The organism is Gemmatimonadaceae bacterium (genome assembly GCA_020851035.1).
Lineage (GTDB): Bacteria > Gemmatimonadota > Gemmatimonadetes > Gemmatimonadales > Gemmatimonadaceae > JACMLX01.
The window spans coordinates 80,126-106,656 of sequence record JADZDM010000004.1; the positions used below are offsets into that span (position 1 = coordinate 80,126).

The following is a 26,531-nucleotide window of genomic DNA, read 5'->3' on the forward strand; positions in this document are numbered from 1 at the left end:
GGGCGCGCGGGGCCGCGACGGATGGCGTCAGCGCGGCGTGGCGGTGATGGTCGGAAGGAAGGCGGGCCGCACGCGGTGCGTGGTGGCCTGCTCGAAAGCAAACCCCGCGCGGAAGAGCTGCGGTTCACTCCACGCCGCGCCGAAGAACGAGATGCCCACCGGCAACCCAGCCACGCGGCCGGCGGGGACGGTGAGGTGCGGGTAGCCCGCGACCGCCGGTGCCGTGGAGACGCCGCCGCCGAAGTGATCACCGGTGACGAGGTCGATCATCCACGCCGGGCCACCGGTGGGCCCCACGAGCAGGTCGCAGCGCGTGCGCCGCAGCACCGCGTCGATGCCCTCGCGACGCGAGAGGCGCACACAGGTCTCACGCGCCGTCCGATAGACGCGGCTGCCGAGCGAGCCGCGCTTCTGCGCCAGCGTGAACGTCTCCTGCCCAAACCACTGCAGTTCCGCCTCGTCGTTCCGCTCGTTCCAGAGGATCAGCTCGGCCAGTGAATGCACCGGGTCGGCGGCGGGCAGCGCCCCGAGGTAGGCATTGAGACCGGCCTTGAACTCGTGCAGCAGCACCTCGAACTCCTCACGGCCGTACTTGTCGGCGTTGGGCACGTTCGCATTGTCCACGATGACCGCGCCGCGGTCGCGCATCACGCGGATGGCGTCCTCCATCAGCGCGTCGACGCGCACGTCGAACCCGAAGTAGTTGCGCGCGATGCCGATGCGCATCCCGCGCAGCCCGTCCACGTCCAGCGTGCGGGTGTAGTCGGCGGGCAGCGCAGCAGGCGCAGTGCGGGTGGCGGCATCGGCGGGATCGCGGCCGATCATGCCGTTGAGCAGGAGCGCTGCGTCCCGCACCGTGCGGGCCATCGGGCCGGCGGTGTCCTGGCTGGCGCTGATGGGGATGATGCCGCTCCGGCTCACCAGCCCGACGGTCGGCTTGAGGCCGACGATGCCGTTGAGGGAGGACGGGCACACCACCGAGCCGTCGGTCTCGGTGCCGACGGCCGCGATGCAGAAGTCGGCGGCGACGGCCGCCCCGCTTCCGGAACTCGAGCCGCACGGCGAACGATCGAGGACGTGCGGATTGCGCGTCTGGCCGCCGCGCCCGCTCCAGCCGCTGCTCGAGCGGTTCGAGCGGAAGTTGGCCCATTCGCTGAGGTTGGTTTTGCCGAGGATCACGGCGCCGGAGGCCCGCAACAGCGCCACGACGCCGGCATCGCGACGCGCGCGGTGCTCGGCGAGCGCCAGCGAGCCGGCACTGGTGCTCATGCGATCCGCCGTGTCGATGTTGTCCTTGAGCAGGATCGGCATGCCGTGCAGCGGGTGCAGGGCGCGTCCCCCCGGATTGGCGTCGGCGGCGTCGGCCTGCGCGAGTGCGTCGGGATTGGCCTCGATGACGGCGTTCACCCGCGGCCCGTCGGCATCGAGCGTGCGGATGCGGCGCAGGTAGTGCTCGGTGAGGGCGCGCGACGTGAGGCGGCCGGCGGCGATCTCGGCCTGCGCCGTGGCGATGGTCAGGTCATCGAGCGGGTCGAGTGCCAGCCGCTGCGCGGCAGCCGTCACGATGGTGCCGGAGGGCTGGGTGGCCGGGAGGAGCGGTGTGAAGCGGCGCAGCGACCCGGCGGCCGAGAGTGCGACTCCGGCGGCGAGGAATTCCCGGCGTTCCATGCGATGCGTCCCCTGGTGTGAGTGGCCCGCGAGTTCCGGCCCCGCGGCGGAGTGTGCGCTGCCGGGCACGGTGGCGCCAGTGCCGTACTGCGGATGCGGGAGGCGCGTCACACCGTGGTGGACGGGGGGAAACGCAAAACGCCTCCGCAGTGGCGGAGGCGTTCGGCACGACCGGGTGGTGCGCTCAGTCGGCGGCGATCGCGTCGGCGACGGCAGCGAGCGGCGTGACGCTCACCTTGGTGCGGCGCTTGTCCTTCGGGGAGAACTCGACGTGGCCATCGACGAGGGCGAAGATGGTGTAGTCGCGGCCAAGGCCGACGTTCTTGCCCGGGTGGACCTTGGTGCCGCACTGGCGGATGATGATGCCGCCGGCGCGCACGAACTCGCCACCGAACTTCTTCACGCCGCGGTACTGCGGGTTCGACGTGCGGCCGTTGCGCGATGAGCCGACGCCCTTCTTGTGTGCCATATCTGCCTCAGCCCAGCGTGATGTCGGTGATCCGGACTTCGGTGAAGCCCTGGCGATGGCCCTGCTTCTTCGCGTAGTTCTTGCGGCGGCGGAACTTGAAGACGATGATCTTCTCGCCGCGGCCGTGCTTGACGATCTGGGCCGAGACCCTGGCACCGGAGAGCGTGGGCACGCCGGTCTTCACCGCGCTCCCGTCCGAGCCGAGCAGGACCTCGTTGAATTCGACGGCGGTACCGGCCTCACCGAGCAGCGTCGGGATGCGGTAGGTCTGGCCAGCACTCACGCGGAATTGCTTTCCGCCGGTGCGAATGATCGCGTAGCTCATGGATGTACGGCGTGTAAGGGTAATGAGCCCACGAAGTTAGCCGACCCGGACGTCAGTGTCAACGGCTGGGCGGTTGCGCGGGCGGCTGGCCGGGACGGTCCGGCGTGGGTCAGGCCAGGGCGTACTGGGCCGTGACGTCCCGCTGGGCCCCCTTCACGACCAGCTTGTACTCGTCGGGCCGCAGGAGGGGATCGTCGCGCAGTTCCAGCGGGAAGGCCACCACCTTCTCCAGCCGCGAGAGGATGTCGGGCTCCTGCTCCAGCACGTACATGGCCACGTCCGGATGGAGCTTCACGACCATCGGGTCGCGCCGCCCCTCCACCCCGATCCGCTTCACCGAGCGCTCCACCCGGCGGACGATCGTCTCCGGGGTGAAGATGCGCCCGGTGCCGTTGCAGGTCGGGCACGGCTCCGTGGTGGCCTGGAGGTGGCTCGCCCGGACCCGCTGGCGGGTCATCTCGATCAGGCCCAGCTCGCTGACCTGGAAGGCCTTGGTGCGCGCCCGGTCGCGGCCAAGGTGCGTCCGCAGCTCCTGCAGCACCCGGTCGCGGTTGGCACGCGTCTCCATGTCGATGAAGTCGCAGACGATGATTCCGCCCACGTCCCGGAGCCGGAGCTGGCGCGCCACCTCCCGCGCCGCCTCCATGTTCGTCTTCATGATCGTCTTCTCGGGGTCCTTCTTGCCGGTGTAGCGCCCCGAGTTGATGTCGATCGAGACGAGCGCCTCGGTCGGCTCGATGATCAGGTACCCGCCCGACGGGAGGTCGCAGCGCCGCTTGAAGATGTCACGGATCTCCGCCTCGACCTCGTGCTTGTCGAACAGCGGCTGCGTCTCCTCGTACAGGTGCACCCGGTCGACCAGCTCCGGGCCGACCCCCTTCAGGTACTCGACGATCTCGTTGTAGAGCTGCCGGCTGTCCACCACCAGCTTGTCGACCTTGGCGCTGAAGAGGTCACGGATGATCCCGCGCGCCAGGTTGGTCTCGCGATGCACGAGCGCCGGGGCGCGCATGAACTGCCGCTTCCGGTTGATGCGCTTCCAGTTGTTGATGAGCCCCGTGAGCTCGCGCTCGAAGGTCTCCGCCGTCACGTCCTCGCCCACCGTGCGGACGATCACGCCGCCGGCATCCTTCGGCAGGAACTCGGCCACCTGCTGCTTGAGCCGCTGGCGCTCGGCACGTTCGCCGATCTTCCGGCTCACGCCCACGCGGGACGCGAACGGCATGTAGACGAGGAACCGGCCGGCCATCGAGACCTGGGCGGTGACGCGGGGTCCCTTGGTGGAGATCGGTTCCTTGCTCACCTGCACGAGGATGGTGTCGCCGCGCTTCAGGACGTCCTGGATCTGCGGCGCCTCCTTCTTCGGCGGACGGCCGCTGGTCGGCTGCTCGCTGCCGCGGGCGGCGGCGTCCTGCGCGGCGTCGGCGGCCTCGTCGGCGTCACCCTCGTCGTCGTCATCGTCGTCGTCGTCGTCCGTCTCGTAGACGAGGTCCGAGGCGTGCAGGAACGCACTCTTCTCGGTGCCGATGTCCACGAACGCGGCCTGCAGCCCGGGCTGCACGGCCTCGACGCGGCCGAGGTAGATGTCGCCGATCATCCGGCGGGCCTCGGGACGCTCGACGAGCAGCTCCACGAGCTGGTCGTCTTCCATGATCGCCACGCGCACTTCCCGTGCGGCGGCGTTGATCAGAATGTCACGCTTCATGCACGCCTCGCGGCACCGCGTGAGGCGACCCGTACACACGCAGCCCGTGGGCTGACCAACGTGAGAACCGGCTGTCACGCAGACACGTGCAAGCCACCAGCGTCCGCCGCACTGCGCGCCGCACCCGGTCGAACCAGCGTCGCCCACCCGCGCGTGAGGCGCGGCTCCGTGAGCTCGACTGCGACCGGTGGTCATCACAGATGACCGGTGCGACGAATGCGGCCCGACCGCCTGACGCCGCCACTCCAGCGCCAGCATTCGATCGGGGTCCTGCACACCGGCACGGGGGTCGCTCCGCGCCAGCGATCACGCGCAGCGCACTCAGGCGCGCCGCACATGGAACGGAAGGCTATCGCGCCGCACGCCGCTGCGGCACCCCGAGGAAGCTGGACGCCGGCCCCCCGGATTGGGCCCAGCTCATCCTCAACCCACCGGGGCCGGACGGCGCGTCAGCGGAACGGGCTGAAGAGCAGCCAGCCGAGCACGACGAGGAAGCCCAGCCCCGCCTGCCACTCGTTGTGGCGGAGATAGAGTGGGAGGCTGAATCCGCTGCGCCGGTCCGCACCGGCCGGCCCACCCCACGCCGTGAGACGCGGCAGGAAGGCCGGCACGTTGGACTCGTAGTCCGTGTACGCCGCACCGTACACGCCGCGCAGGTAGTCACGCTCACGCGTGATCGTCGGCCCGTACACCGCGATCCAGAACCCGATCACGAGCACCACCGCCAGCCAGTGCGCCGCGAGCGCGAATCCGAGCGCCAGCAGGAAGCTCCCGAGGTAGAGCGGGTTGCGCGTGTGCGCGTATGGCCCGGTGGTGGTGAGCTCGTGGTTCTTCACGATGTGCCCGGTGGCCCAGGCGCGGATCAGGACGCCGATGAAGGCCACCCCCCCGCCGATGGCGAGCATCCGCGGCGTGGTGTGGCGCGGGGCCAGCCAGAGGAACGCGGCACCCAGCACGAAGCCGAGCGGCACGCGCGCCCGCTGCACGATCGACTGCGAGCCGTCGGTCACCCGGCCATCTCGCGGACCAGGTGGCGGGCGATGACGAGGCGCTGGATCTCGGACGTGCCCTCGCCGATCTCGCAGATCTTCGCATCGCGCATGTAGCGCTCCACCGGGTAGTCGCGGGTGTAGCCGTAGCCGCCATGCACCTGGATCGCCTTGATCGTCGCCCGCATCGCGAGCTCGGAGCAGAACAGCTTCGCCATCGCGGCCTCCTTGCCGTACGGGCGTCCCTGCTGCGCCAGCATCACGGCGTGGTAGGTGAGGTGCTTCCCCGCCTCGATCTCGGTGGCCATGTCCGCCAGCGGGAACGAGACACCCTGGAAGTTGACGATCGCCTGGCCGAACTGCTTGCGCTCCATCGAGTACTTCATCGACTCCTCGAACGCTCCCTCGGCGATGCCGAGCGAGAGGGCCGCGATGCCGATGCGGCCCGCGTCGAGCGTCTTCATGAAGTTGATGAAGCCACGCCCCTCCACACCGAGCAGGTTCTCGGCCGGAACCTCGACGTTCTCGAAGATCAGCTCGCGCGTGTCGCTGGCGCGCCAGCCGAGCTTGTCCTCCTTCTTGCCCGAGCGGAATCCTGGCATCGGCTGGATCGCGTCGTCGTGCCCCACACCAACGGCGCGCGCGGCATCGAGGTCGCAGGTCTCCTTGGTGAGGATGAAGGAGCTGATGCCCCGGGTGCCGGCTCCCGGCTCCGTGACGGCGGTGACGATGAAGATCTCCCCGACGCCGGCGTGGGTGATGAACCGCTTGGTGCCGTTGAGGACGTAGTGCCCGTTGCGGCGGACCGCGGTGGTCTGCGTGCCCCCCGCGTCGCTGCCCGCGTTCGGCTCGGTGAGGCCGAAGCCGCCCAGCACCCGGCCGGACGCCAGCAGCGGCACGTAGCGCTGCTTCTGGGCCTCGTTGCCGAAGTACACGATCGGCGAGGTGCCGAGCGTGGTGTGCGCGGAGATGGTGATCGAATGGCTGGCGCAGACCTTGGCCAGTTCGTGGATCGCGATGATGAACGCCGTGGTGTCGAAGCCGCTGCCGCCGAGATCCTCGGACCAGGGGATCCCGAAGAGCCCGAGGTCGGCCATCTTCGCGATGTTCGCCCAGGGGAAGGAGGAGTCGGCGTCGTGCATGCCGGCGACGGGTCGCACATGATCGTTCGCGAAGGCGCGAACCATCTCGCGGACCGCGAGGTGCTGCTCGTTGAAGTACAGCGCGTCGTCCATGACCCAGTGAGTTGGGGGCTGCCGCACGCGGGCGCCCGTAAAACGCGGAAACTACCGAAGGAGCGGGTGGCGCGAAGTGTCGGCCGAGGTGCGGGTCGGCAATCGTGCCGTGGCCGGAGCTGGACGCCTTCGTGCCGCCGGTGGTATCAGCGCCGATGGGCCCGGATCACGTCGAGGAACGGCTCGGCGTAGCGGTCCAGTTTCACCGGGCCGACGCCCGGGAGGCCGGCCATCGCCGCGGGCGTGAGCGGGCGCCGGGTGGCGAAGGCCACCAGGGTGGCGTCGGGAAAGACGACGTAGTGCGGCACCTTGCCCTTCAGGGCGAGCTGGGCGCGACAGGCCTTGAGCGCGTTGAACAGCTCGACGTCGGCCTCGTCCACGCCGCCGGCCTTCTCGCTGGACTTCCGCCGTGACTCCCGGGCGGCATTCGGGTCGCGCGGCGCCCGCTCGCGGCGCGGTGCCCCGCCCTCTGCCCCCCAGCCGCTGCGCACCGACGGGGCCGCGCGCCGCTCGCCGAGGCAGTTGTCACACGACCCGCACTCGGCGCGTGCCGCCGGGTCGCCGAACCACTTCAGCAGCGCCTGCCGGCGACAGGTGGTCGCATACGCGTAGCGCTGCACCGCCTCGAGCTTGTCGAACTCCCGCTGCCGGCGGCGGTCGAGCGCGCGCCAGTCGATGGCCACCCGGTCCAGTGACATCCCCGCCTCCACCAGCCGGAGGCCACCGCCGACGCGCTCCACCTGCACGAACTGGCGTTGCTCGAGCCACTCCAGCACCTGGAAGGCACCGGCGAAGCCATTGAACCCCGGGGGCAGGCCATCGAGGTCGATGATGGCACCACGGTGGAGCTGGTCCTTCGCGACGCGCCAGCAGGCGCGCAGGAGTTCGCGTTCCATCTCGAAGCCCTCGCCCAGCTCGTCGCGGATCCGCTCCGGCGTGGCCAGCAGGCGGAGCGAGACGAGGCCGGCCGTGTCGGGATCCCACCGCAGCACGCTGGCCTCCGCGAGCACGCGAAGCGCCGACTCGACGGCCTTCGGCGACACCTTGCCACCGATGCCAGCCGCCAGTTCCTCGGCGGTGGCGTTCACCACGCCGCCACGGTCCGCCTCGCGCTGGCAGCGTCGGTGCACGCTCTCGATCAGGGCGCGGTCCGGCAGCGCCGACTTGATGAAGAATTCGTGCGTGAAGCGGTCCGGGAAGGCGTGCAGCATGATGCAGCGGCTGGGCTGCCCGTCGCGACCGGCGCGGCCGGCCTCCTGGTAATACGCCTCGAGCGTCCCCGGCATCGCGTAGTGGATGACGAGCCGCACGTTCGACTTGTCCACGCCCATGCCGAAGCTGTTGGTGGCGACGATCACCTTGATCCGCTCGGCCATGAACTGGTCCTGCACCCGCCGGCGCCGGTCGTCATCGAGGCCGGCATGGTAGGCGCTGGCGGCGATGCCCTGATCGTCCAGGAACTGGGCCAGCCGCTCGACCGTCTTGCGGGTGGACGCGTACACGATCCCGGTGCCGTCCCCCAGTTCGCGCAGCAGCGAGACCACCACCCCGTCCTTCTCGCGGTCGCCCTTCGCCGAGACGACGCCATAGGACAGGTTGGGTCGGTCGAAGCCGGTGACGATGATCTCCGGGTCCTGCAGGGCGAGGATGCGCGCGATGTCCTCGCGCACCATCGGGGTTGCCGTGGCCGTGAGCGCGATGGTGGGCGGGTTGCCGAGCCGCTGGCGCACCTCGCCGACGCGCCGGTAGCTGGGGCGGAAGTCGTGGCCCCACTCGCTGATGCAGTGCGCCTCGTCGATGGCGAGCAGTGCCACGCCGATCGCCTTCAGGCGCTCCGCCGTCGCGCCGGCGTCGAACCGCTCCGGCGCGACGTAGAGCATGCGCAGCTCGCCGCGCTGGGCGCGGACGAGCCGGTCGCTCACCTCGCCGGTGGTGAGGGTGCTGTTGATGAACGCGGCCGGGATGCCGCGCCGCTCGAGCGCGTCCACCTGGTCCTTCATCAGCGAGATGAGCGGTGACACGACCACCGTGAGGCCGCGCAGCGCCATGGCCGGCACCTGGTAGCAGAGCGACTTGCCCCCGCCGGTGGGGAGCACGACGAGGGTGTCGCGATGGGCGAGCACGCTCTCGATCGCCCGCTCCTGGCCGGCGCGGAACTCGCCGTAGCCGAAGCTGGTGCGCAGGATCGCGCGCGCGTCGTCGATGGTGGGGGCAGTCAGCATGCGGGCCGGTCCCGGACGGGGCGCGCACGCAACGCACGCGCTCCCGCCACCTTCGGGGCACCGGTCAGCACTGCGTCACGCCATCGTGCACGGGTATGCACCGGCACCCTCAGGCGATGAAGCCCGCCTTGGTGGCCTGCTGCGCTTCCCAGCGCGCCCGGAGCCGCTTCCGGCGGGCCTCCATCTCGGCCTCGGCATCGGGAATGGCCATCACGACCTGCTCGATGTTCGCGGCGACGGCGGGCCCGATGCGCCCCCGCAGCTCCGTGAGGTACGGCTGGACCTTGGCGAACGTGCCGATGATCTCGGTGTGCGCGGCCACGAACGACTCCTGCGAGATCGCCCCCTGGACGACCATCGACGCCGCCATGTCCCAGTAGCCGACCACCATGCGGATCCACGAGTTCTTCTCGCCCAGCATCTCCTTCATGTACTCGTCGAAGGATGCCGGATGGAACTCCGTCAGGAACCAGTCGCGCGCCTTGCGCAGTGTCGGCTCGCGCCGCAGGTCGAACAGCTGGATGTTGAGCTGCGCGGATTCGAATGGAGTGGGCATGGGACTGGGCTGGGGATGGGCGGCAGTCAGACGGCGCGGGCGAAGTGCCCACGCGTGAAGGCCTGGCCGAACAGGGTGCGCACGCGATCGGTGCCGGCACGCTCGCCGGCGGCGAGTTCGTCGAGCATCGCGCGGTAGCCGGCAACGATCTCCGCCACCGGATCACCGGGCACGTTGAAGAGCATGCGGTACTGGCGCACGCCACCGCGCCAGAGCCGCGGCAGGTATTCCCCGGCCTCGATCGGGCGCGAGTGGAGCAGGCGGTTGCGACAGGCACTGTCGGTGGCCACCGGGAAGGTGTAGCCGGCCGGGTCGGTGATCGAGATGGCCGGGTGCTTCTGCACGCAGAGGTCGCGGCAGGTCGTGACGACGCGATCGAAGGCGGCGGAGAGCACGCAGTGCTCGATGGTCATGCCCTCGGGCCGCCCGAAGATCACGGCATCGAACCCGGTGCCGCTCCATGGCGCGCTGGTCGCCAGCATCTCCTCGACGGTCTGCTCCACCGACAGCGTGAGACGGCGTGCGCCGAGTCCGAAGAGTTCCGCTGCCGTGTGCTGGTTGAAGACGTTGAGGGCGTAGTCGCCGGTCACGTCCCGCCCCTCGGCCGCCATCTCCGCGAGCACGCCGAGGTGGCCGGTCTGCACCGGCAGCATCAGTCCGAAGAACTTCGCGGCGGCGCGGCTGTCGGCGGGCCGGATGATCGTCGGCGTGCGGAGGCGCAGCGTCACGCCGGCGCCGGCGAGGGTGTCATGGAGCGCGAGCAGGCTGCTGCGCGACGGTGCCGGGTGCCGCAGGAATGGATCGAACACGACCTCGGTCGCACCGGCGGCGGCGGCGGTGTGTGCATCGGCGACGGTGTGCACCTCGGCCACGAGCCGCGCCGTTTCCGCACTGGTGTCGTGCCGCGGCTCGATGATACCGGCCGCGATGGTCGCCAGGCGCTCAGCGAGCCGCGCCTGCTCCGCCCAGTCACGCTGCAGGAGCAGCTGGTCGACCAGGTCCTGTCGCACGCGATTGAGCGCACTCACCGGCAGGAACAGGTCGGTCCCGAGCCCGCCCCGGTCGACGGCCCCGAGGGCGAAGGGCGTCTCTCCGAGGCGCCCGAGCTGTTCGCGGAGCACGGCGTCGTCGAGCGCCCGCTTCGTGGCCGGCGCGAGTGATACCTCGCTCCGCGCACTCACCTCATGGCCGTCACAGGCGGCGATCGCCTTGAGCGGTCCCCCGGCACTGCCGAAGAGCCGCAGGTCGACGCGGTGGCGTCGCTCCTGCACCGTGGCGGGCAACGCCGCGAAGCTCTCCCTGGCGCGCACGAGCAGCGCGGCGTGTGAGGAACGCACGACCGTCCATCCCGCGGGAATGCGCTGGCGTGACGCGAGCACCTGCCGCGTGCGCCCGTCGCGCTCCGACACCGTGCGCACCGCGGTGAGCGCAAAGCCGATCGCCTTCGTGCCTCCCGCTGCGGGGGGCTCGAATCCGACGCCGTCGCCCACCGCGAGGGCGTGCGTGACCTCGACCGTGACCTCGGAGGCGGTGCTGTCGATGACCTCACCGAGCACCATGCCGTGGTTGTCGGGCTGGCTGCGGGTGATGTAGTTGCGCCCCGCGCGCCCGCCGTACATGCCGCCGGTGTTGCCGCGGCTGTAGATCTGCACCAGTGGTTCCGTCTCGCGCACATCCGGCGGCGTGCGATCGCCGGTGGCGAGGCGAGTGAGGAAGCGGCGGTAGCCGTCGGTGACGGTAGCGACGTACTCGGGCTTCTTCTTGCGTCCCTCGATCTTCAGGCACCCCACGCCGGCGTCGGCGATGTCGGCGAGGTGATCGTGCGCCGCGAGGTCCCGCGCGCTGATGAGGTATCCGCGGTCGAGTTCGAGCCCGGTGCGCTCATCGGTGAGCACATAGTCCTTGCGGCAGCTCTGTGCGCAGGAGCCGCGGTTCGCGGAGCGCTCGGAGATCATCCCCGACATGTAGCACTGGCCGCTGTACGAGATGCAGAGCGCCCCGTGCACGAAGGTCTCGAGCCCGAGTCCCGGCACGGCGGCGCGGATCGCACGGATGTCGTCGAGGGTGTTCTCGCGGGCGAGGACCACGCGCTCGACGCCGAGCCGCTGGAGCACGAGCGCGGCGGAGGCGTCGTGCACGGTCATCTGGGTGGAGCCGTGGATCTCGAGGTCCGGATAGACGCGGCGGATGAGCCGCACGATCCCGATGTCCTGGACGATGGCGGCGTCGATGCCGCGGTCGATGCACTCGCCGAGGTAGGCCAGCGCGTCGGCGAGTTCGTCGGGCTTGACCAGCACGTTGAACGTGAGGTAGACGCGCACGCCGTGCTGGTGCGCCAGGCGGCAGGCCGCGCCGAGCTCGTCGAGGGTGAGCTGGGCACCCTCGTCCCGTGCGTTGAAGCGTTCGGCCCCGAGGTAGACCGCGTTGGCCCCGTTGGCGACCGCGGCGCGCACGGCGTCGAGGGAGCCCGCCGGGGCAAGCAGTTCAGGGATGGGGTGCGCGGGCGAGGGCATCCCTGAAAGATAGCGAGCCCGGCTCGCTGGCGGGCCGGACCGTGTCCCGCAGCGGGGTCAGCGGTCGGGCTGCCCCGAGCGCTGGCGCACGAACCGGAGGACGAGCGCCACGGCGAGCGTGCCGATGGCGGCGAGTCGGAACTGGTCGCTGTCCTGCAGCACGCCGTAGCCGAACATGCCGGCACCGATCAGCGTGAGCGCGATCTGGACGCGTAGGATCATCAGGAGGACCGGGTGCGGTCCAGGAAGCGCCGGACACCGGTGCGGAAGTCGTCGGTGGCGCGGGACTCGACGTTGGTGCTGATGCCGATGCCGATGCCCTCCTGGAAATCGAGGTCGTCGAGGCGGTAGAGCAACTGCTTGGTGAGGCTGAGCGCGGTGCGCGGCGCCTTCACGAGGGTGTCGAGCGCGCGGGCCACCTCGGCCGGGAAGGTCGCGGTCGGGATGCTGCGGCTGACGAGCCCGATCTGTGCGGCCTCGGGTGCACTGATGATGCGCCCGGTGAGCACCAGCTCGGCGGCGCGCTTCTCACCCACCGCACGGCGCAGGATGGTCATGACCATCGCGGGGACGAAGCCGATCCGCACCTCGGGGTAGCCGAACTGTGCGGTCTCCTCGGCGAGCACGATGTCGCAGGCGGTGGCGAGGCCCGCACCACCGGCGAGCGCGCGGCCGCGCACGATGGCCACCGTCGGCTTCGACATCGCCCGCATCGTGGTGAAGACGCGGCCGAGCGCGCGTGCGTCGTCGATGTGGGCATCGACGCCGGCGTCGAGCGTGGCCTCGATGGCGGCGAGGTCGGCGCCGGCGCAGAAGTCATCGCCGTCACCCTCGAGGATCACGACGCGCACGTCGTCGGACGCCTCGAGTTCGTGCAGGGCGCGGACGAGCTCCACGGCGGTCTGGCGGTCGAGGGCGTTCCGCTTCTCCGGGCGCGCCAGCGTGATCACGCCGAGGCCGTCGGCGTGCACGGCGCGGATGCGGGTGAACTGCGTGGGGCTGGCGAGTGGGGTCGGTGCGCTCATCGGATCAGCCCTCCGCCGGTGACAGGACCGGCAGGCCGAGCGTCGTGGCCTCGGATGCCGGCACGGTGAGCACCATGCGCAGCATGGCCGTGGACACGACCTTGCCCTGCGCATCGGTCTTGAGCGAGAGGGTCCCGCCGCCGTCGAGCGCGCCATGGAGCAGGAAGTTCAGCGCATGGAGGTTGGGGAGCTCGAAGCGCTGCACGTCGCCGTCGATCAGTGCACCGTAGTGGGCCCTGACGCGGTCGGCGGTGAGTTCGCGCGCGATCAGCGGGTACCACTCCGGGCGCAGCGCGATCACGCCGCAGTTGGCGGTGTCGCCCTTGTCGCCGGAGCGGGTGTGCGCGATGTCGAGCAGGCGGACCTGCACGGTGGCCGCACTCATGACACCACCTCCACGTGCGTCGTGACGACGCGCTTGTCGATGAGGGCCGGCCAGTAGGCGATGACTTCCTCGACCTTCGGCCGCCCGCCGGCGAACCCGGTGACGCTCGGTGGGCCGTTCAGCACCAGCGGGGCGATCTCGCGGGTGAAGCGCTCGACGCTGGCGCGATCCTCACCGCGCACGCCGATGCGGTACTGCACCTCGGGGGCGTCGCGGCCGTCGCCGGCGAGATGGCCATGCGTGGCGTTGGCACCGACGAACTCCGAGAGGATCGTGTCGAACTTCAGGCCAAGGCGGTCGAGACGCTCGCGCAGGATGCGATTCGCGAGTTCCGCCTTCTCCATGGCGTCGGGCCAGGAATAGACCAGGGACCCGACCGCCTTGAAGCCGGCGCGGTAGGCGATGGACACCTTCAGGAACGGCGTGGCCGGTCCGCCGGTGATGCCATGCACCTTCACGCGGTTCTCCCCGTCGGCGGCGACACGGATCGAGGTGAAGTCGGCCACGACGTCGGGCGTGATGTAGGCGTGCGGATCGCCCATCTCGTAGACCAGCTGCTCACTCACGCTCGGCACGCTGACGCGGCCGCCGGTGCCGGGGTGCTTGGTGATCACGAAGGTGCCGTCGGCCTGCACCTCGGCGATCGGGTAGCCGACGTTCGCGAGGTCGGGGATGTTGCGCCAGTCATGGAGGCAGTTGCCGCCCGAGGACTGCGCGCCGCACTCGAGGATGTGGCCGGCGACGATGCCGGCCGCGAGCTGGTTCCACGCATCAGCGGCCCAGCCGAACTCGTGGCGGAGCGGCGCCATGGTGAGCGCCGTGTCGGTGCTGCGTCCGGTCACGACGACCTGCGCGCCCCGCTGCAGCGCCTCGACGATCGGCGTGGAGCCGATATAGGCGTTGGCGGAGAGCACCCGCTGGCGCACCGTGGAGAGCGGCGCGCCGGTGTCCATGTTCTTCAGCTCGTGCCCGGCCGCGAGCAGCTCGTCGAGGCGTGGCAGCAGGTCGTCGCCGGTGACGACACCGATCTTCACCTCGCCGGCGTGGCCCGCCTTCGCGATCGCCGCCACCAGCGCGCGCGCGCAGTCGGCCGGGTTCACGCCACCGGCGTTGGCGATCACCTTCACGCCGCGCCCGGTGATCCCCGGCAGCACGCTCTCGATCGCCCCGATGAAGTCGCGCGCATAGCCCATTGCCGGGTCACGTTCCTTCTGCTTCTGCAGGATGGACATGGTGACTTCGGCGAGATAGTCGAGCATGAGGTAGTCGATCGGGCCGCCGTCCACCTGCTGGCGCGGCGCGTCGAGCGAATCGCCCCAGAACCCCTGCCCGCTGGCCACGCGGATCGTCCGTGTCATCGTGTCTCCAGGCGCGAGTTGCTCACGCCATCTCCATCGGTTGCGGCGGGAGCACGAAGGCTCCCAGGTGAGGTCCCGGATTGCGGCGCACGGCGCGCAGCGCGAGGGCCAGCATCGTCCGGGTGTCCTCGGGATACACGATCGCGTCCACGAACCCGCGCGCAGCGGCGTGGCGCGCATCGAGCTGCGCCTCGTAGTCCTCGCGCATGGAGGCGATCGCGGCCTGCAGCTCGTCCGGGGGGGTGGCACCGGCCTGGCGGAGCTTCTCGAGCGCCGGTCCGTGCACGGCCGCGACGGCACTCTCCCCCTCCATCACGGCCATGCGACCGGTCGGCCAGGACAGGATGAGGTCGGGATCGAAGCCCTGTGCCGCCATCGCATAGTAGCCGGCGCCGGAGGCGTGATTCACCGTCAGCACCAGCTTCGGCACCCGCGCCGTCGCCATCGCCTCCACCCAGCGGGCGCCGGCACGGATGATCCCCTCGTGCTCCGCCTCGGGACCCACCATGAAGCCCGACACGTCCTGCACGAACAGCAGCGGGATGCCCTGGCGGTCGCAGCGATCGATGAAGTACGCGACCTTCTCCGCACTCTCGGCGTAGATGATGCCGCCGAAGCGCGGCTTCTCGCCGGGCCGTCCCTTGATCAGGCCACGCTGGTTGGCGATCACGCCGACCGCGATGCCGTCGATGCGGGCATCGGCGCAGATGACCTCGCGCGCCAGGTCCGCCTGGAACTCCTGCATCGAGCCGGCATCCACCACCGCGTCGAGGACATGGTGCATGTCGTACGACATGCGGTGGTCGGACGGCAGCACGTCGTAGAGCGACTCCGGCGCGCGGGCCGGTGCCTGCACCGCGATGTCGGCCGTCCGCGCGTCGTGGTGCGCGCCGGGGAGCCGTGCGATCATGTCGCGCAGGAGCTGCAGGCAGTGTGGATCATCGTCCGCCGTGTAGTGCGCCACGCCGCTGACGGCGGTGTGGGTGGCGGCCCCGCCCAGCGTCTCCCCGTCGATGACCTGCCCGGTGGCGCCCTTCACCAGGTTCGGCCCGCCGAGCCCCATGAATGCGGTGCCCTTCACCATCACGATCACGTCGCTGAGCGCCGGCAGGTAGGCACCACCGGCGATGCACGGGCCCATGACGGCCGCGAACTGCGGGATGCGCAGGTACCGCCGCATGACCGAGTTGTAGTGGAAGATGCGCGCGGCGCCGTACTGCCCGGGGAAGACGCCGCCCTGGTAGGGCAGGTTCACGCCGGCGCTGTCGACGAGGTAGACGATCGGCAGGCGGCACCGCATCGCGAGTTCCTGCGCACGGAGGATCTTGCGGATGGTCTCCGGCCACCACGAGCCCGCCTTGACCGTGGCATCGTTGGCCACGACCACCACCTCGCGGCCGTGGACCATGCCGAGCCCCGTGACCACGCCGGCAGCAGGCGCCTGGCCCTCGTACTGGTCATAGGCGACGAGCAGGCCGAGTTCGAGGAACGGGGCGCCGGCATCGCAGAGCCCCGTCACCCGCTCGCGGGCGGTGAGCTTGCCGCGGGCATGCTCCTTCGCGGCGCGCTCCGCCCCGCCCCCTTCCCGCACCCGAGCCTCGACCGCACGCACTGCGTCGCTGAGCTGTCGCAGGCGCGTGGTCACGTCGGCTGCGACTCCCTGTCCGCGAACCAGGTGCGGATGAAGTCCACCAGGTCGGCGGTGCTGGTGCCGGGGCCGAAGAGCTGGCCGACCCCCTGCGCGCGGAGCGCCTCCATGTCCTCCTTCGGGATGATGCCGCCGCCGGTGAGGAGGATGTCGTCGCGCCCCTGCTCCCGCAGCAGGGCCAGCACCCGCGGGAAGAGCGTCATGTGCGCCCCGGACAGGATCGAGAGGCCGACGACGTCCACGTCCTCCTGGACGGCGGCTGTGGCAATCATCTCGGGCGTCTGGTGGAGCCCTGTATAGATCACTTCCATGCCGGCGTCACGGAGGGCGGCGGCGACGACCTTGGCACCACGGTCGTGGCCGTCGAGCCCCGGTTTCGCCACCAGCACGCGAATGGGTCGAGTCATCGGGAGGAGGTCGTGGGAACGTGGGACAGGTGGGAAAATCTAGCGTGCCGCCCGGCGGGCCCGCTGGCGGGGCCGGACCAGCTTCCGCGCGACCAGCAGCATCTCGGCCGAGGTGCGCCGGAGCGGCCGGTCCTCGAGGCCATCGTACACCGCCTCGACCGCCAGTCCGGCGGCGGCACAGAGCTCGACCAGCCGGGTGGCCGTGTAGAGCCGGATCCGGTGCATCCGCTGGCCGCTGCCGGACGGTCCGTGCCAGGTGGTCTGGATGGTGATCTCCCCGCTGAGCGGATCGAACGCGCGATCGTGGCTCACCGTGGTGCCATCGGCCGTCTTCCAGCTGTCGCGGCCCACCCAGCGCGCCACGACGCCGTCGCGGCTCCCGCCGTACCACACCAGGCGCCCGCCCGGGGCCAACACCCGGGCGAACTCGCCGATGACCCGCGCATCGTCCTGCGCGTCGTCGAAGAACCCGAAGGAGGTGAACAGGTTCAGCACGGCGTCGAAGCGCCCGGTCCACTCGGCGGGGAGGGCGCGCATGTCGCCGCGCTTGTAGCGGAGACGCCGGCCGGTGCCGCGCGCCCGGGCCAGCCGCAGGAGCGGCAGGGAGTAGTCGAGCCCCGTCACGTCGTAGCCCGCCTCGGCCAGCAGGTGGGCGTGCCGTCCCTGGCCGCAGGGACAGTCGAGGATGCGCGCCCCGTCAGGCAGTTCGAGCAGTTCCTGCAGCCGCGTCACCTCGGCCCGGTTGATCGTCTCGTGGAAGAGCGGCTCGAACTCGAGCAGGTAGCTCTCGTCGAAGTAGGTCGCCCACCACGGCTCGTCCCCGCCCGTGCGGCGCGTCAGAAGAACACCGGCTCGCGATAGGCGCCGAAGACATCCTCCAGCGCCGCGCGGATCTCGTAGAGCGTGCCGTAGCTGCGGGCGCAGTCGAGGATGAGCGGCACCAGGTTGGCGCTGCCGCGCGCCCCCGCGCGGAGCGCCTCGAGGTGCCGGGCGACGGCGTCGTTGTCACGGCCGGCACGCATCGCCGCCATCCGGGCGCGCTGCTCGCGCTCCGCATCCATGCCGACCTTCAGCAGCGGGATGGTGATCTCCTCGTCGTCGTTGGCGAACGCATTCACGCCCACCACGAGGCGCCGCCGCTGCTCGATCTCCCACTGATGGCGCGACGCGGCCTCGGCGATCTTCCGCTGGAACCACCCTTCCTCCAGGCCCTTCACCACCCCGCCCTGCTCGTCGATCTGTGCGAACAGCGACTCGGCCTCCCGTTCCAGCCGGTCGGTGAGTGCCTCGACGTAGTACGAGCCGCCGAGCGGGTCCATGACATTCGGCACGCCGGTCTCGTGGGCGAGGATCTGCTGCGTGCGGAGGGCCACCTGCACCGCCGCTTCCGTCGGCAGCGCGAGCGTCTCGTCCATCGAGTTGGTGTGCAGCGACTGCGTGCCGCCGAGCACGGCCGCCAGTGCCTGGTAGGCCACGCGTGCCACGTTGTTCATCGGCTGCTGCGCGGTGAGCGTGACGCCGGCCGTCTGCGAGTGGAAGCGCAACATCCACGACTTCGGGTCACGGGCCCCGTATTTCTCACGCAGCACGCGGGCCCAGATGCGGCGTGCCGCCCGCAGCTTCGCGATCTCCTCGAAGAAGTCGTTGTGGATGTCGAAGAAGAACGAGAGGCGGGGGGCGAACGTGTCGACGTCCAGGCCGCGCGCGATGCCGCGCTCGACGTAGGTGAAGCCGTCGGCGAGTGTGAAGGCCAGCTCCTGTGCCGCCGTCGCCCCCGCCTCGCGGATGTGGTAGCCCGAGATCGAGATCGTGTTGAACAGCGGGGCGTGCGTGGCGCTCCACTCGAAGCCGTCGACGATCAGGCGCAGCGCCGGCTCGATCGGGAAGCACCAGGCGTGCTGCGCCATGTACTCCTTGAGGATGTCGTTCTGCACGGTGCCGCGGATCTTCGAGGCCGGCACGCCCTGCTTCTCGGCCGCCGCGACATAGAAGCAGTAGATGATCAAGGCAGGCCCGTTGATCGTCATCGACGTCGAGACCTGGTCGAGCGGGATCCCGTCGAACAGTGTCTCCATGTCGGCCAGCGACGAGATCGAGACGCCGGTCTTGCCGACCTCGCCCTCGGAACGCGGATGGTCCGCGTCGTAGCCCATCAGCGTCGGGAAGTCGAACGCCACCGAGAGGCCGGTCTGCCCCTGCGACAGCAGGAACTTGAAGCGCGCGTTGGTGTCGCGTGCCGACCCGAAGCCGGCGAACTGCCGCATGGTCCAGAGCTTCCCGCGGTACCCGGTGGGATGGATGCCCCGGGTGTACGGCCACGCCCCCGGCACCTCGAGCGCCGTCTCGGGATCGGGGCCGTCGAGTGGCGTGTACAGCGCGTCGACCTCACTGGCCGAGTTGACGTACGCCGTGTCGCGCTTGCTGCCGGCCTCGAAGCGGGCACGCCAGGCGGCCACCTCGGCGCGGAGGCGCGCGAGCTCGTCCTGCTGGTCGCGATCCGTGCCGGAGAGATCGGGAATCGAAGTCATGTCTGGAGCCCCGCCATCAGGGTTGCACTGCGCGCCAGGAGCGCATCAGCGATCGCGAAGGGCGTGGACTCACCACGCTCCAGCGCCGGGATCGCGGCGTCGATGAACGCCTGCGTGCCGGCATCGGACCAGAGCCGCCGGCGCAGCCGGTCCTCGGCCACCTCGACGATGCGCTCGCGCATCCGGCTGCGCCGGCGCGCCGCCAGCCCTCCGGACGCCGCAAGGTAGTCGAAGTGCCGGGTGATGGCCGCGGCCAGTTCCGGGATGCCGCGGCCGTCGGCGGCGACGGTGTTCACCACCGCGGGCACCCAGTTCCCGGTGCCATGCGGATCGGCGCTGGCCTCGCGCGCGGCCCGTCCGGGCGAGAGCGCCTTGCGGGCCTCCTCACGCGCCTCGGCTCCCAGGGCGCGCAGGTCCACGCCGTGGTGCGATGGCACGCCGCGCATCACGTCGCCCATCCGCATGCCGAGCATCAGTTCGATGTCGCCGCGCAGCCGGTCGGCCCCGGGGCGGTCGCTCTTGTTCACCACGAAGAGGTCGGCGATCTCCATCACCCCCGCCTTGAGCGTCTGGATGCTGTCCCCGCTTTCCGGGACGAGCACGACGACGCTGGTGTCGGCGGTGCGCGCCACATCGAGCTCACTCTGGCCCACGCCGACCGTCTCGATCAGGATGCGATCGAAGCCGAATCCGTCGAGCACGTCGCAGGTTTCGCGGGTGGCGGCCGCCAGCCCGCCCAGCGAGCCGCGGGTGGCCATCGAGCGGATGTAGACCCCCGGGTCGAGGGCGACCCGCTCCATGCGGATGCGGTCGCCGAGCAGCGCGCCGCCGGTGAACGGCGACGTCGGGTCCACCGCGACCACCGCCACCGTCAGTCCCTCCGTGCGCATCGCCTCGACGAGTGCCGTGGTGATGGTGCTCTTGCCGGCGCCAGGCGGGCCGGTGATGCCGATGCGGCGCGCACGCCCGAGCCGCGGGTGCAGCGCCGCCAGCAGCGCATCGAACCCGTCGCGATGGTTCTCGACGATGGAGATGGCGCGGGCGAGGGCCGCGCGCTGCCCGGCATCGAACCGCGCCAGCAGCGACGCGATGGCGGGAGGCGGGGTGAGGGACTGCGCGACGGGCTCGGTCATGGCAGCGGCGCGTGTGGGTGGTGCTCGTCGTGCTCGTCGTCGATGTCACCGACGACCTCCTCGAGCAGGTCCTCCAGCGTGACCAGCCCGAGCACAGGCCCGTCGCCCTCGCGCACGATGGCCAGGTGCTGGCGGTTCTGGAGCATCGCGAACAGCTGGTCGCTGCACTTGCGGTCGATCGAGGCGGTGCCGACGGGCCGCAGCGGCAGCGCCTCCTCGCCTTCACTGGTGAGGACGTCGCGCACGTGCACCATCCCGACCACGCGGTCGAGCGAGCCGGCATAGACCGGCACGCGACTGTACCCCGACTGCGCGATCTGGCGCGCCTGGTCGGCATGCGAGAGCCCGACCTCGAGCGCGAAGACCTGGTCGCGGGGCGTGAGCACGTCGCGCAGCGTCTTGTCGCCGAACTCCACCAGCCCGGTGATGATCTCCCGCTCCCCCGGCAGGCTCACGCCCTCACGCTCGCCCTCGCGGAGCAGCACCTCGAGCGCCTCGCGCTCCACCTCGGCGGGCGTGCCGGCGAGCTCCGGTCGCAGCAGTCGCTCGAGCGCGCGGGCCGGCAGGAGGAACACGCCGAGCAGCACTTCCACCACCTGCAGCAGCGGCAGGAGGAACGGTGACAGCGGCACGGCCCAGCGCTGCCCGATCGCACGGGGGATCGCGAGGCCGGCGACCAGCACGCCGACCGCCGTCACCACCAGCCAGGCCGCCAGCGCCGTCGGCCGTGCCTGCAGCGTGATGGCGAGCATGGCCCCGCCCGCGAGGACGATCGTGGCGGCGCCGGCGCCGGCGGCGAGCTGGAGGCGTTGCGGCTGCTCGAGATACGCCTCCGCCAGCGCGGCACCACGCAGCCGCTGTTCCACCCAGTGGCGCAGCCAGATGCGGCTCACCGCCCGCACGGCGTGTGAGGCGAGTGTCATCGACGCCACGCCGGCGACGATCAGGATCACGAGCAGGAGCGGGCCGATCATGCCTCATCCCCCTCGTCGGCGGGCTCCGCCACCGGGTCCAGCCGCTCGAAGTACACGCGCAGCACCTGGCGCCGCCGCACCTGCTCGACCACCACGCGGAACCCCGCGATCTCGAGGCGCTCCCCGGGACGCGGCACGCGACCCAGCCGCTCCATCACCAGGCCGCCCACCGTGCCGACTTCCTCGCTCTCGATGTCCACCCCGAGCGTCTCCGAGAGCTCGTCGAGCGTCACGCGGCCGTGCACCCAGAACTCGCGCCCGTCGCGGCTGTCGAACTGCCGCTCCGCCTCGGCATCGTGCTCGTCGTCGATCTCGCCGACGACCTCCTCGAGGATGTCCTCGATGGTCACGACGCCGGCGGTGCCGCCGTATTCATCCATCACGATCGCCATGTGGGTGCGCTGAGCGCGGAATTCGCGCAGCAGTGCGTCGATCGGCTTCGTCGGCGGGATGTAGAAGCCGGGCCGCATGCGACGGATCCAGCCCCCCTCCGGCTCGGCGTCGTCGAGGATGTCGGCGAGCAGGTCCTTCACGTACAGCACGCCGATCACGTCGTCGATCTGCTCCTTGTACACCGGCAGGCGCGAGTGCGCCGACGCGCGGAAGCGGTCGACCACCTCGGACCATGGCGTGTCGCGGTCCAGCGCCACCAGCTCGACGCGCGGCGTCATGATCTCCTGCACCTGCGTCTCGCCGAGGGAGAAGGCCCCTTCGAGGAGGGTCTTCTCCTTGCCGGTGACATCCGCCTCGGCGGCGACCACGTCGAGGAACTGCTCGGTTGCGACATCATCGGCATCGGCATCGGCCTTTGCCACCGGGAAGCTCGCGGCGAGGCCGTGCTCGGTCTTCTCCATCAGCAGCACGATCGGGGTCGCGAGCAGCGTGATGAAGGCCGCCCAGCCCGACAGCCAGTTGCTGGGCGTGGCGGCCCGCGTTGCGCCGACCGTGCGCGAGAACGTCTCGGCGGCGCCCACGGCCACCAGCAGCAGCACGAGCGTGGCGAGCAGTTCCGGGCCGTCCTCGCCCCACAGGGTCGGGGCGGCGGCACCGGCGCCGAGGAAGCAGAGCAGTCGCGTGCCACTGAGCGCGCGGTGGACACGATCGCGATCGCGCACGAGCCAGGCACGCCGGACGTCGTCGGCGGGTCCGGCCGTGAGGCTCGAGACGAGCCCGTCCGCGGCGACGCATGCGCCGGCGGCGAGCATGAGCGATGCGAAGAGGAGCCAGGGCAGCATGTCGCTCAGACGAGGCCGCGACGGATGGCGGCGCGCAGGTACTTCTCCTGCGCGCGCCACATCGGCGACGTGAGTCGGCCGTCACCCTCCGGATGCTCGTTACCCAGCGCGTGCAGGGCACCATGGATCACCAGGCGGGCGAGCTCCTCGCGCACCGGGACCTTCCACGCCTTCGCGTTCGCGCGCGCGACATCGGGACAGATGTACACGTCGGCGGTCACCGGCGCGTCGGCGGAGGGGCGCGTGAGCTCGAAGGTGATGATGTCGGTGGCCCCGGGATGCCCGAGCTGCTCCCGGTGCATGCGCGCCATGGCGCGCGACGTCAGGAACGTCACGCTGATCACGGCATCGGGAACCTGCTCGGCCCGCAGCGTGAGGTGCACCAGCGCCGTCACGCGCGCCGCACTGAGGGGCGCACGCATGCCGGGCGCGCTCATCTCGACCTGGACGGCCATCAGCGCCGCCCCGTGGTGCGAGCGGCGCTGCGTCGCTGTGGAGGCTCAGTTGCCGCTGTCATGTGCATAGGCCCGGATGATGTCGCGCACGAGCCGGTGCCGGACGACGTCGGCCTCGCTGAAGTAGTGGAACGCGATGCCCTCGACGCCGGGCAGGATGCGCTCGACCTGCATCAACCCGGACTGCTCGCGCGTCGGCAGGTCGATCTGGGTCTTGTCGCCGGTGATGACGATCTTCGAGTTCACGCCGAGGCGCGTGAGGAACATCTTCATCTGCGCGTTGGTGGCGTTCTGGGCCTCGTCGAGGATCACGAATGCGTCACCGAGCGTGCGGCCGCGCATGAACGCCAGCGGGGCGATCTCGATCACGCGGGTCTCGAGCGCCTTGATCACGCGCTCGGGGGGCATCATCTCGTCGAGCGCATCGTAAAGCGGGCGCAGGTACGGGTCGACCTTGGCCTGCATGTCACCCGGCAGGAAGCCCAGGGACTCCCCGGCCTCCACCGCCGGCCGGGCGAGCACGATCTTGCGCACGCGCTTGCGCATGAGGGCATCCACGGCAGCCGCCACGGCCAGGTACGTCTTGCCGGTGCCGGCCGGCCCGATGCCGACCACGATGTCGTGCTCGGCGATCTTCTGGAGGTACTCCGCCTGGCCGGGGGTCTTGGCCTGCACGACGCGCTTGATGCCGGGCAGCGCCAGCCGCGACGGGTCGATCGGCCCGGCGTCGCTGCCCGCGTCCTCCGACATGCGCAGCACGTCGTCGGCGGTGAACGAGGCCCGCTGCCGGGCCGCCTCCACCATGCGCTGCGCCGTGTGCATGGCGCGGTCCACCGCGGTCGGCTCACCCGCGAGCGTGATCGCCTCGCCCCGCATGCCGACGCGCACCCCGTGGATCCGACCCAGCTCGACGAGGTTCGAGTCGTTCACGCCCGCCAGCGTGAGCAGGTCGGCGCCTTCCGTCGACACCTTCTGCGTCACCAGGGTGGTTCCCGTCACGAGGGCTCCTTGATCTGCACGGCGATGTTGAGCGCGCTGAGGTCGCGCTCACTGACCGGACTCGGTGCACCCTCGAACAGGGCGCGGGCCGCAGTGGTCTTGGGGAATGCAATCACGTCGCGCAGCGATGTGGAACCGGCCAGCAGCATCGCGATCCGGTCGAAGCCCAGCGCGAAGCCGCCGTGGGGCGGCGCGCCGGCGCCGAGGCCGTCGAGCAGGAAGCCGAACCGGCGCTGGATCTCATCCTTCGGCACCTTGAGCAGGCGGAAGATCGTCTCCTGCACGACGGGATCGGTGATGCGGATGGAGCCGGAGCCGAGTTCGTTGCCGTTGTAGACGGCGTCGTAGTGCATGGCGCGGCATTCCCACGGGGCGGACTCGAGCTTGCCGGTGTCGTCAGGGTGCGGTGCGGTGAAGGGGTGGTGCGATGGTGTGTGCTCGCCTGTGGCCGCATCCAGCTCGAACAGCGGGAAGTCCACGATCCAGCAGAAGGCGTGCGCCGTGGTGGGCGCCTGTCCGGGGCGGCGGGTGAGCTCGAGGCGCACCTGGCCCAGCGCGGGGAGCACCGCGGCGTTCGCCCCGACGCCGGCGACCAGCAGGTCGCCCACGGTGCCGCCGATCGCCTCGAGGGTCGCCGTGCCGAACGCCTTCGTGCCCTGCCCTTCCCAGCCGGCATCGGTGCGCTTCGCCCAGAGCAGGCCGCCAAGCCCGTTCGCCTTCGCGATCGCGGCCAGCGCATCGACCTCCTTCCGCGACAGCGCAGCACCACCGGGCACCCGGATCCCGCGCAGGGTGCCGCCGGTGGCGAGGCCATCCTGCACGAATGCCGCCGCATCACCCTGCACCTGCGCCGTCCAGTCCTCCAGCTCCAGGCCAAAGCGCATGTCGGGCTTGTCGATGCCGAAACGCTCCATCGCCTCGTGCCACGACAGGCGCGGGAACGGCGTCGCCACCGCGTGGCCCGCCTCCGCCCAGAGTGCCACGAGCACGCGCTCGATGGTGGCCTGCACGTCCTCCTGTGTCACGAACGCGCACTCGATGTCGATCTGCGTGAACTCCGGCTGGCGGTCGGCGCGCAGGTCCTCGTCGCGGAAGCAGCGCGCGATCTGGAAGTACCGATCGAAGCCCGCCACCATCAGCAGCTGCTTGTAGATCTGCGGCGACTGCGGCAGCGCGTAGAACTCGCCCGGGTGCACGCGGCTCGGCACGAGGTAGTCGCGGGCGCCCTCGGGCGTGGTCTTGGTGAGGATCGGCGTCTCGATCTCGAGGAAGCCGTGCGAGGCGAGGGCGTGCCGCGCCACCTGCAGCAGCCGGTGCCGCAGGATCAGGTTCGCCTGCAGTTCCGGGCGGCGCAGGTCGAGGATGCGGTGCTTGAGCCGCAGTTCCTCGGCCGCGAGCTTCTCGTCCTTGCCGCGTGCCACGGGGATCGCCGGCGTCGCCGCCGGGCCGACCACCCGCAGCGCCGTGACCTGCAGCTCGATGGTGCCCGTCTCGAGGTCGCGGTTCACCATCTCCACCGGGCGTGCCGCCACCACCCCCTCGACCTCCACCACCGTCTCCGCGCCGAGGCGGCCCGCGAGGGCGATCACCTCCGGGGGGGAGAAGCGCGGGTCACAGGTGGCCTGGAGCAGCCCCGCGCGGTCGCGCAGGTCCAGGAACACGATCGAGCCGAGGGAACGGTTGCGATGCACCCAGCCGCCAAGCCGGACGGTCTCACCGGCGTGACCGGCACGCAGTTCGCCGCAGAGATGGGTGCGACGGGCAGTGGCGAAGAGCGAGGGAACGGTCACGCAACGAGCTCCCGGCGCCGCATGAGCGCCGACACGAGAGAGAGTCCGGTCACCGCGCCCGCGGTGTCGGCCATCCAGTCGCGCGCATCCATGCGACGACTGGGAATGAACTGCTGGTGCCACTCATCGAGCGCACCGAGCGCGGAGACGACGACCACCCAGAGCAATGCGCGGCGCACCGACCCGGTCATCGCCGCCCACGCGACGGCGGCGCCGAGGATGGCGTAGGCCGTGAAGTGCACGACCTTGTCGCTGTTGTGCGGCATAGCGGGTGGACGTGGCCACGACGTCGCCGTCGCGATCCCGATCACGACGGCCAGCGGGAGCAGCCAGCGCATCCAGCGCGGGACGCCGCCACGCCCGGGCGCACCACCCGGCCTGCCGTTCAGGGAACCTCCGCGCCGACGAGCCGCTGCATGAACGCCTCCGCGCTGCCGGCGCGGGCCAGATCATCCCGCACCGCCTCGTTGCGGAGCATGCGCGAAATGCGGCCGAGCGCGCGGACATGCGCGCCGGCGGCATTCTCGGGGCCGAGGAGCAGGAAGAAGAGCGAGACCGGCTGTCCGTCGAGTGCATCGAACGCGATCGGCTCCGGTGCGACGCCGGCGGCGAGCACCACCCGATCCACCTCTCCCGTCCGGCCGTGCGGAATGGCGATCGCGCTCCCGATGCCTGTGCTGAGGAGCCGCTCGCGCTCCAGCACGGCGGCGACGATGCGTTCGAGCGCGTCAGGTCCGGCCGACGGCAGCGCGAGCTGGACCAGCTCACGCAGCACGTCGCCCTTCGTATGACTCGCCAGCGGAACCTTGACGCGCTCCGGTATCAGGAGATCGGACAGCACTGCTCGATGGTGTCGGGGAAAAGGTGAAAGCTAGCAGCCCCGGCACCTCCCGGGTAGCGACGCAGCGCGCA

Annotated in this window: 25 protein-coding genes; all 25 read right to left on the bottom strand. The window is 70.8% G+C overall.

Translation table 11 applies throughout. From position 1 onward, the window contains the following. Nucleotides 1-27: 27 nt before the first annotated feature. Nucleotides 28-1,668, bottom strand: coding sequence for an amidase (locus IT355_03260; protein MCC7052258.1), 1,641 nt, complete (start codon nt 1,666-1,668; stop codon nt 28-30). Nucleotides 1,669-1,852: 184 nt separating this feature from the next. Further along, the gene (rpmA, locus tag IT355_03265) at nt 1,853-2,137 is read right to left on the bottom strand and encodes a 50S ribosomal protein L27 (protein ID MCC7052259.1); all 285 of its coding nucleotides are present in this window, start codon (nt 2,135-2,137) and stop codon (nt 1,853-1,855) included. A gap of 7 nt (nt 2,138-2,144) precedes the next feature. Further along, on the bottom strand, nt 2,145-2,462 hold the full coding sequence (gene rplU / locus IT355_03270) for a 50S ribosomal protein L21 (protein ID MCC7052260.1): 318 nt from the start codon (nt 2,460-2,462) through the stop codon (nt 2,145-2,147). Between the two features lie 109 nt (nt 2,463-2,571). Continuing rightward, a complete protein-coding gene (locus IT355_03275; protein ID MCC7052261.1) occupies nt 2,572-4,167 on the bottom strand; it encodes an Rne/Rng family ribonuclease in 1,596 nt (531 codons plus the stop codon). A gap of 449 nt (nt 4,168-4,616) precedes the next feature. Then, on the bottom strand, nt 4,617-5,177 hold the full coding sequence (locus tag IT355_03280; protein ID MCC7052262.1) for an isoprenylcysteine carboxylmethyltransferase family protein: 561 nt from the start codon (nt 5,175-5,177) through the stop codon (nt 4,617-4,619). Next, nucleotides 5,174-6,391 (bottom strand): acyl-CoA dehydrogenase family protein, encoded by a 1,218-nt coding sequence (locus tag IT355_03285; GenBank protein ID MCC7052263.1) that lies wholly within the window; start codon nt 6,389-6,391, stop codon nt 5,174-5,176. The genes IT355_03280 and IT355_03285 overlap by 4 nt, the downstream gene beginning before the upstream one ends. 146 nt (nt 6,392-6,537) lie before the next feature. Further along, complete coding sequence (locus tag IT355_03290; protein ID MCC7052264.1) at nt 6,538-8,613, bottom strand: ATP-dependent DNA helicase RecQ; 2,076 nt, start codon at nt 8,611-8,613, stop codon at nt 6,538-6,540. 109 nt (nt 8,614-8,722) lie between these two features. After that, nucleotides 8,723-9,169 carry a hypothetical protein gene (locus IT355_03295; protein ID MCC7052265.1) on the bottom strand — a complete coding sequence of 149 codons (447 nt, stop codon included), beginning with the start codon at nt 9,167-9,169 and terminating at the stop codon, nt 8,723-8,725. A gap of 26 nt (nt 9,170-9,195) precedes the next feature. Beyond that, complete coding sequence (locus IT355_03300) at nt 9,196-11,682, bottom strand: U32 family peptidase (GenBank protein MCC7052266.1); 2,487 nt, start codon at nt 11,680-11,682, stop codon at nt 9,196-9,198. 57 nt (nt 11,683-11,739) lie between these two features. Continuing rightward, nucleotides 11,740-11,904, bottom strand: coding sequence for a hypothetical protein (locus IT355_03305; GenBank protein ID MCC7052267.1), 165 nt, complete (start codon nt 11,902-11,904; stop codon nt 11,740-11,742). Next, entirely contained in the window at nt 11,904-12,707 is an 804-nt protein-coding gene (locus IT355_03310) for an enoyl-CoA hydratase/isomerase family protein (protein MCC7052268.1), read from the bottom strand. The genes IT355_03305 and IT355_03310 overlap by 1 nt, the downstream gene beginning before the upstream one ends. 4 nt (nt 12,708-12,711) lie before the next feature. Then, on the bottom strand, nt 12,712-13,077 hold the full coding sequence (locus IT355_03315) for a hypothetical protein (GenBank protein ID MCC7052269.1): 366 nt from the start codon (nt 13,075-13,077) through the stop codon (nt 12,712-12,714). 11 nt (nt 13,078-13,088) lie between these two features. Next, nucleotides 13,089-14,450, bottom strand: coding sequence for a DUF1446 domain-containing protein (locus tag IT355_03320; GenBank protein MCC7052270.1), 1,362 nt, complete (start codon nt 14,448-14,450; stop codon nt 13,089-13,091). 22 nt (nt 14,451-14,472) lie between these two features. Then, nucleotides 14,473-16,095: an acyl-CoA carboxylase subunit beta gene (locus tag IT355_03325; protein MCC7052271.1), complete on the bottom strand. Its 1,623-nt coding sequence runs from the start codon at nt 16,093-16,095 to the stop codon at nt 14,473-14,475. Beyond that, on the bottom strand, nt 16,092-16,505 hold the full coding sequence (locus IT355_03330; GenBank protein MCC7052272.1) for a cobalamin B12-binding domain-containing protein: 414 nt from the start codon (nt 16,503-16,505) through the stop codon (nt 16,092-16,094). Before IT355_03330 ends, IT355_03325 begins: the two co-directional genes overlap by 4 nt. Before the next feature lie 39 nt (nt 16,506-16,544). After that, nucleotides 16,545-17,237 (bottom strand): class I SAM-dependent methyltransferase, encoded by a 693-nt coding sequence (locus IT355_03335; protein MCC7052273.1) that lies wholly within the window; start codon nt 17,235-17,237, stop codon nt 16,545-16,547. Nucleotides 17,238-17,341: 104 nt separating this feature from the next. After that, complete coding sequence (locus IT355_03340; protein ID MCC7052274.1) at nt 17,342-19,033, bottom strand: methylmalonyl-CoA mutase; 1,692 nt, start codon at nt 19,031-19,033, stop codon at nt 17,342-17,344. Continuing rightward, nucleotides 19,030-20,166: a methylmalonyl Co-A mutase-associated GTPase MeaB gene (gene meaB / locus IT355_03345; protein ID MCC7052275.1), complete on the bottom strand. Its 1,137-nt coding sequence runs from the start codon at nt 20,164-20,166 to the stop codon at nt 19,030-19,032. The genes IT355_03340 and meaB overlap by 4 nt, the downstream gene beginning before the upstream one ends. After that, the gene (locus IT355_03350) at nt 20,163-21,140 is read right to left on the bottom strand and encodes a DUF21 domain-containing protein (GenBank protein MCC7052276.1); all 978 of its coding nucleotides are present in this window, start codon (nt 21,138-21,140) and stop codon (nt 20,163-20,165) included. Before IT355_03350 ends, meaB begins: the two co-directional genes overlap by 4 nt. Beyond that, entirely contained in the window at nt 21,137-22,375 is a 1,239-nt protein-coding gene (locus IT355_03355; protein MCC7052277.1) for an HlyC/CorC family transporter, read from the bottom strand. The genes IT355_03350 and IT355_03355 overlap by 4 nt, the downstream gene beginning before the upstream one ends. Before the next feature lie 5 nt (nt 22,376-22,380). Next, complete coding sequence (gene ybeY / locus IT355_03360; GenBank protein ID MCC7052278.1) at nt 22,381-22,830, bottom strand: rRNA maturation RNase YbeY; 450 nt, start codon at nt 22,828-22,830, stop codon at nt 22,381-22,383. Nucleotides 22,831-22,875: 45 nt separating this feature from the next. Further along, nucleotides 22,876-23,829, bottom strand: a complete 954-nt coding sequence (locus IT355_03365; protein MCC7052279.1) for a PhoH family protein — start codon at nt 23,827-23,829, stop codon at nt 22,876-22,878. Then, nucleotides 23,826-25,619 (bottom strand): aspartate--tRNA ligase, encoded by a 1,794-nt coding sequence (gene aspS / locus IT355_03370; GenBank protein MCC7052280.1) that lies wholly within the window; start codon nt 25,617-25,619, stop codon nt 23,826-23,828. The genes IT355_03365 and aspS overlap by 4 nt, the downstream gene beginning before the upstream one ends. Continuing rightward, a complete protein-coding gene (locus IT355_03375) occupies nt 25,616-25,957 on the bottom strand; it encodes a VanZ family protein (protein ID MCC7052281.1) in 342 nt (113 codons plus the stop codon). Before IT355_03375 ends, aspS begins: the two co-directional genes overlap by 4 nt. Before the next feature lie 47 nt (nt 25,958-26,004). Further along, nucleotides 26,005-26,460: a PTS sugar transporter subunit IIA gene (locus IT355_03380; GenBank protein ID MCC7052282.1), complete on the bottom strand. Its 456-nt coding sequence runs from the start codon at nt 26,458-26,460 to the stop codon at nt 26,005-26,007. Nucleotides 26,461-26,531 lie beyond the last annotated feature (71 nt).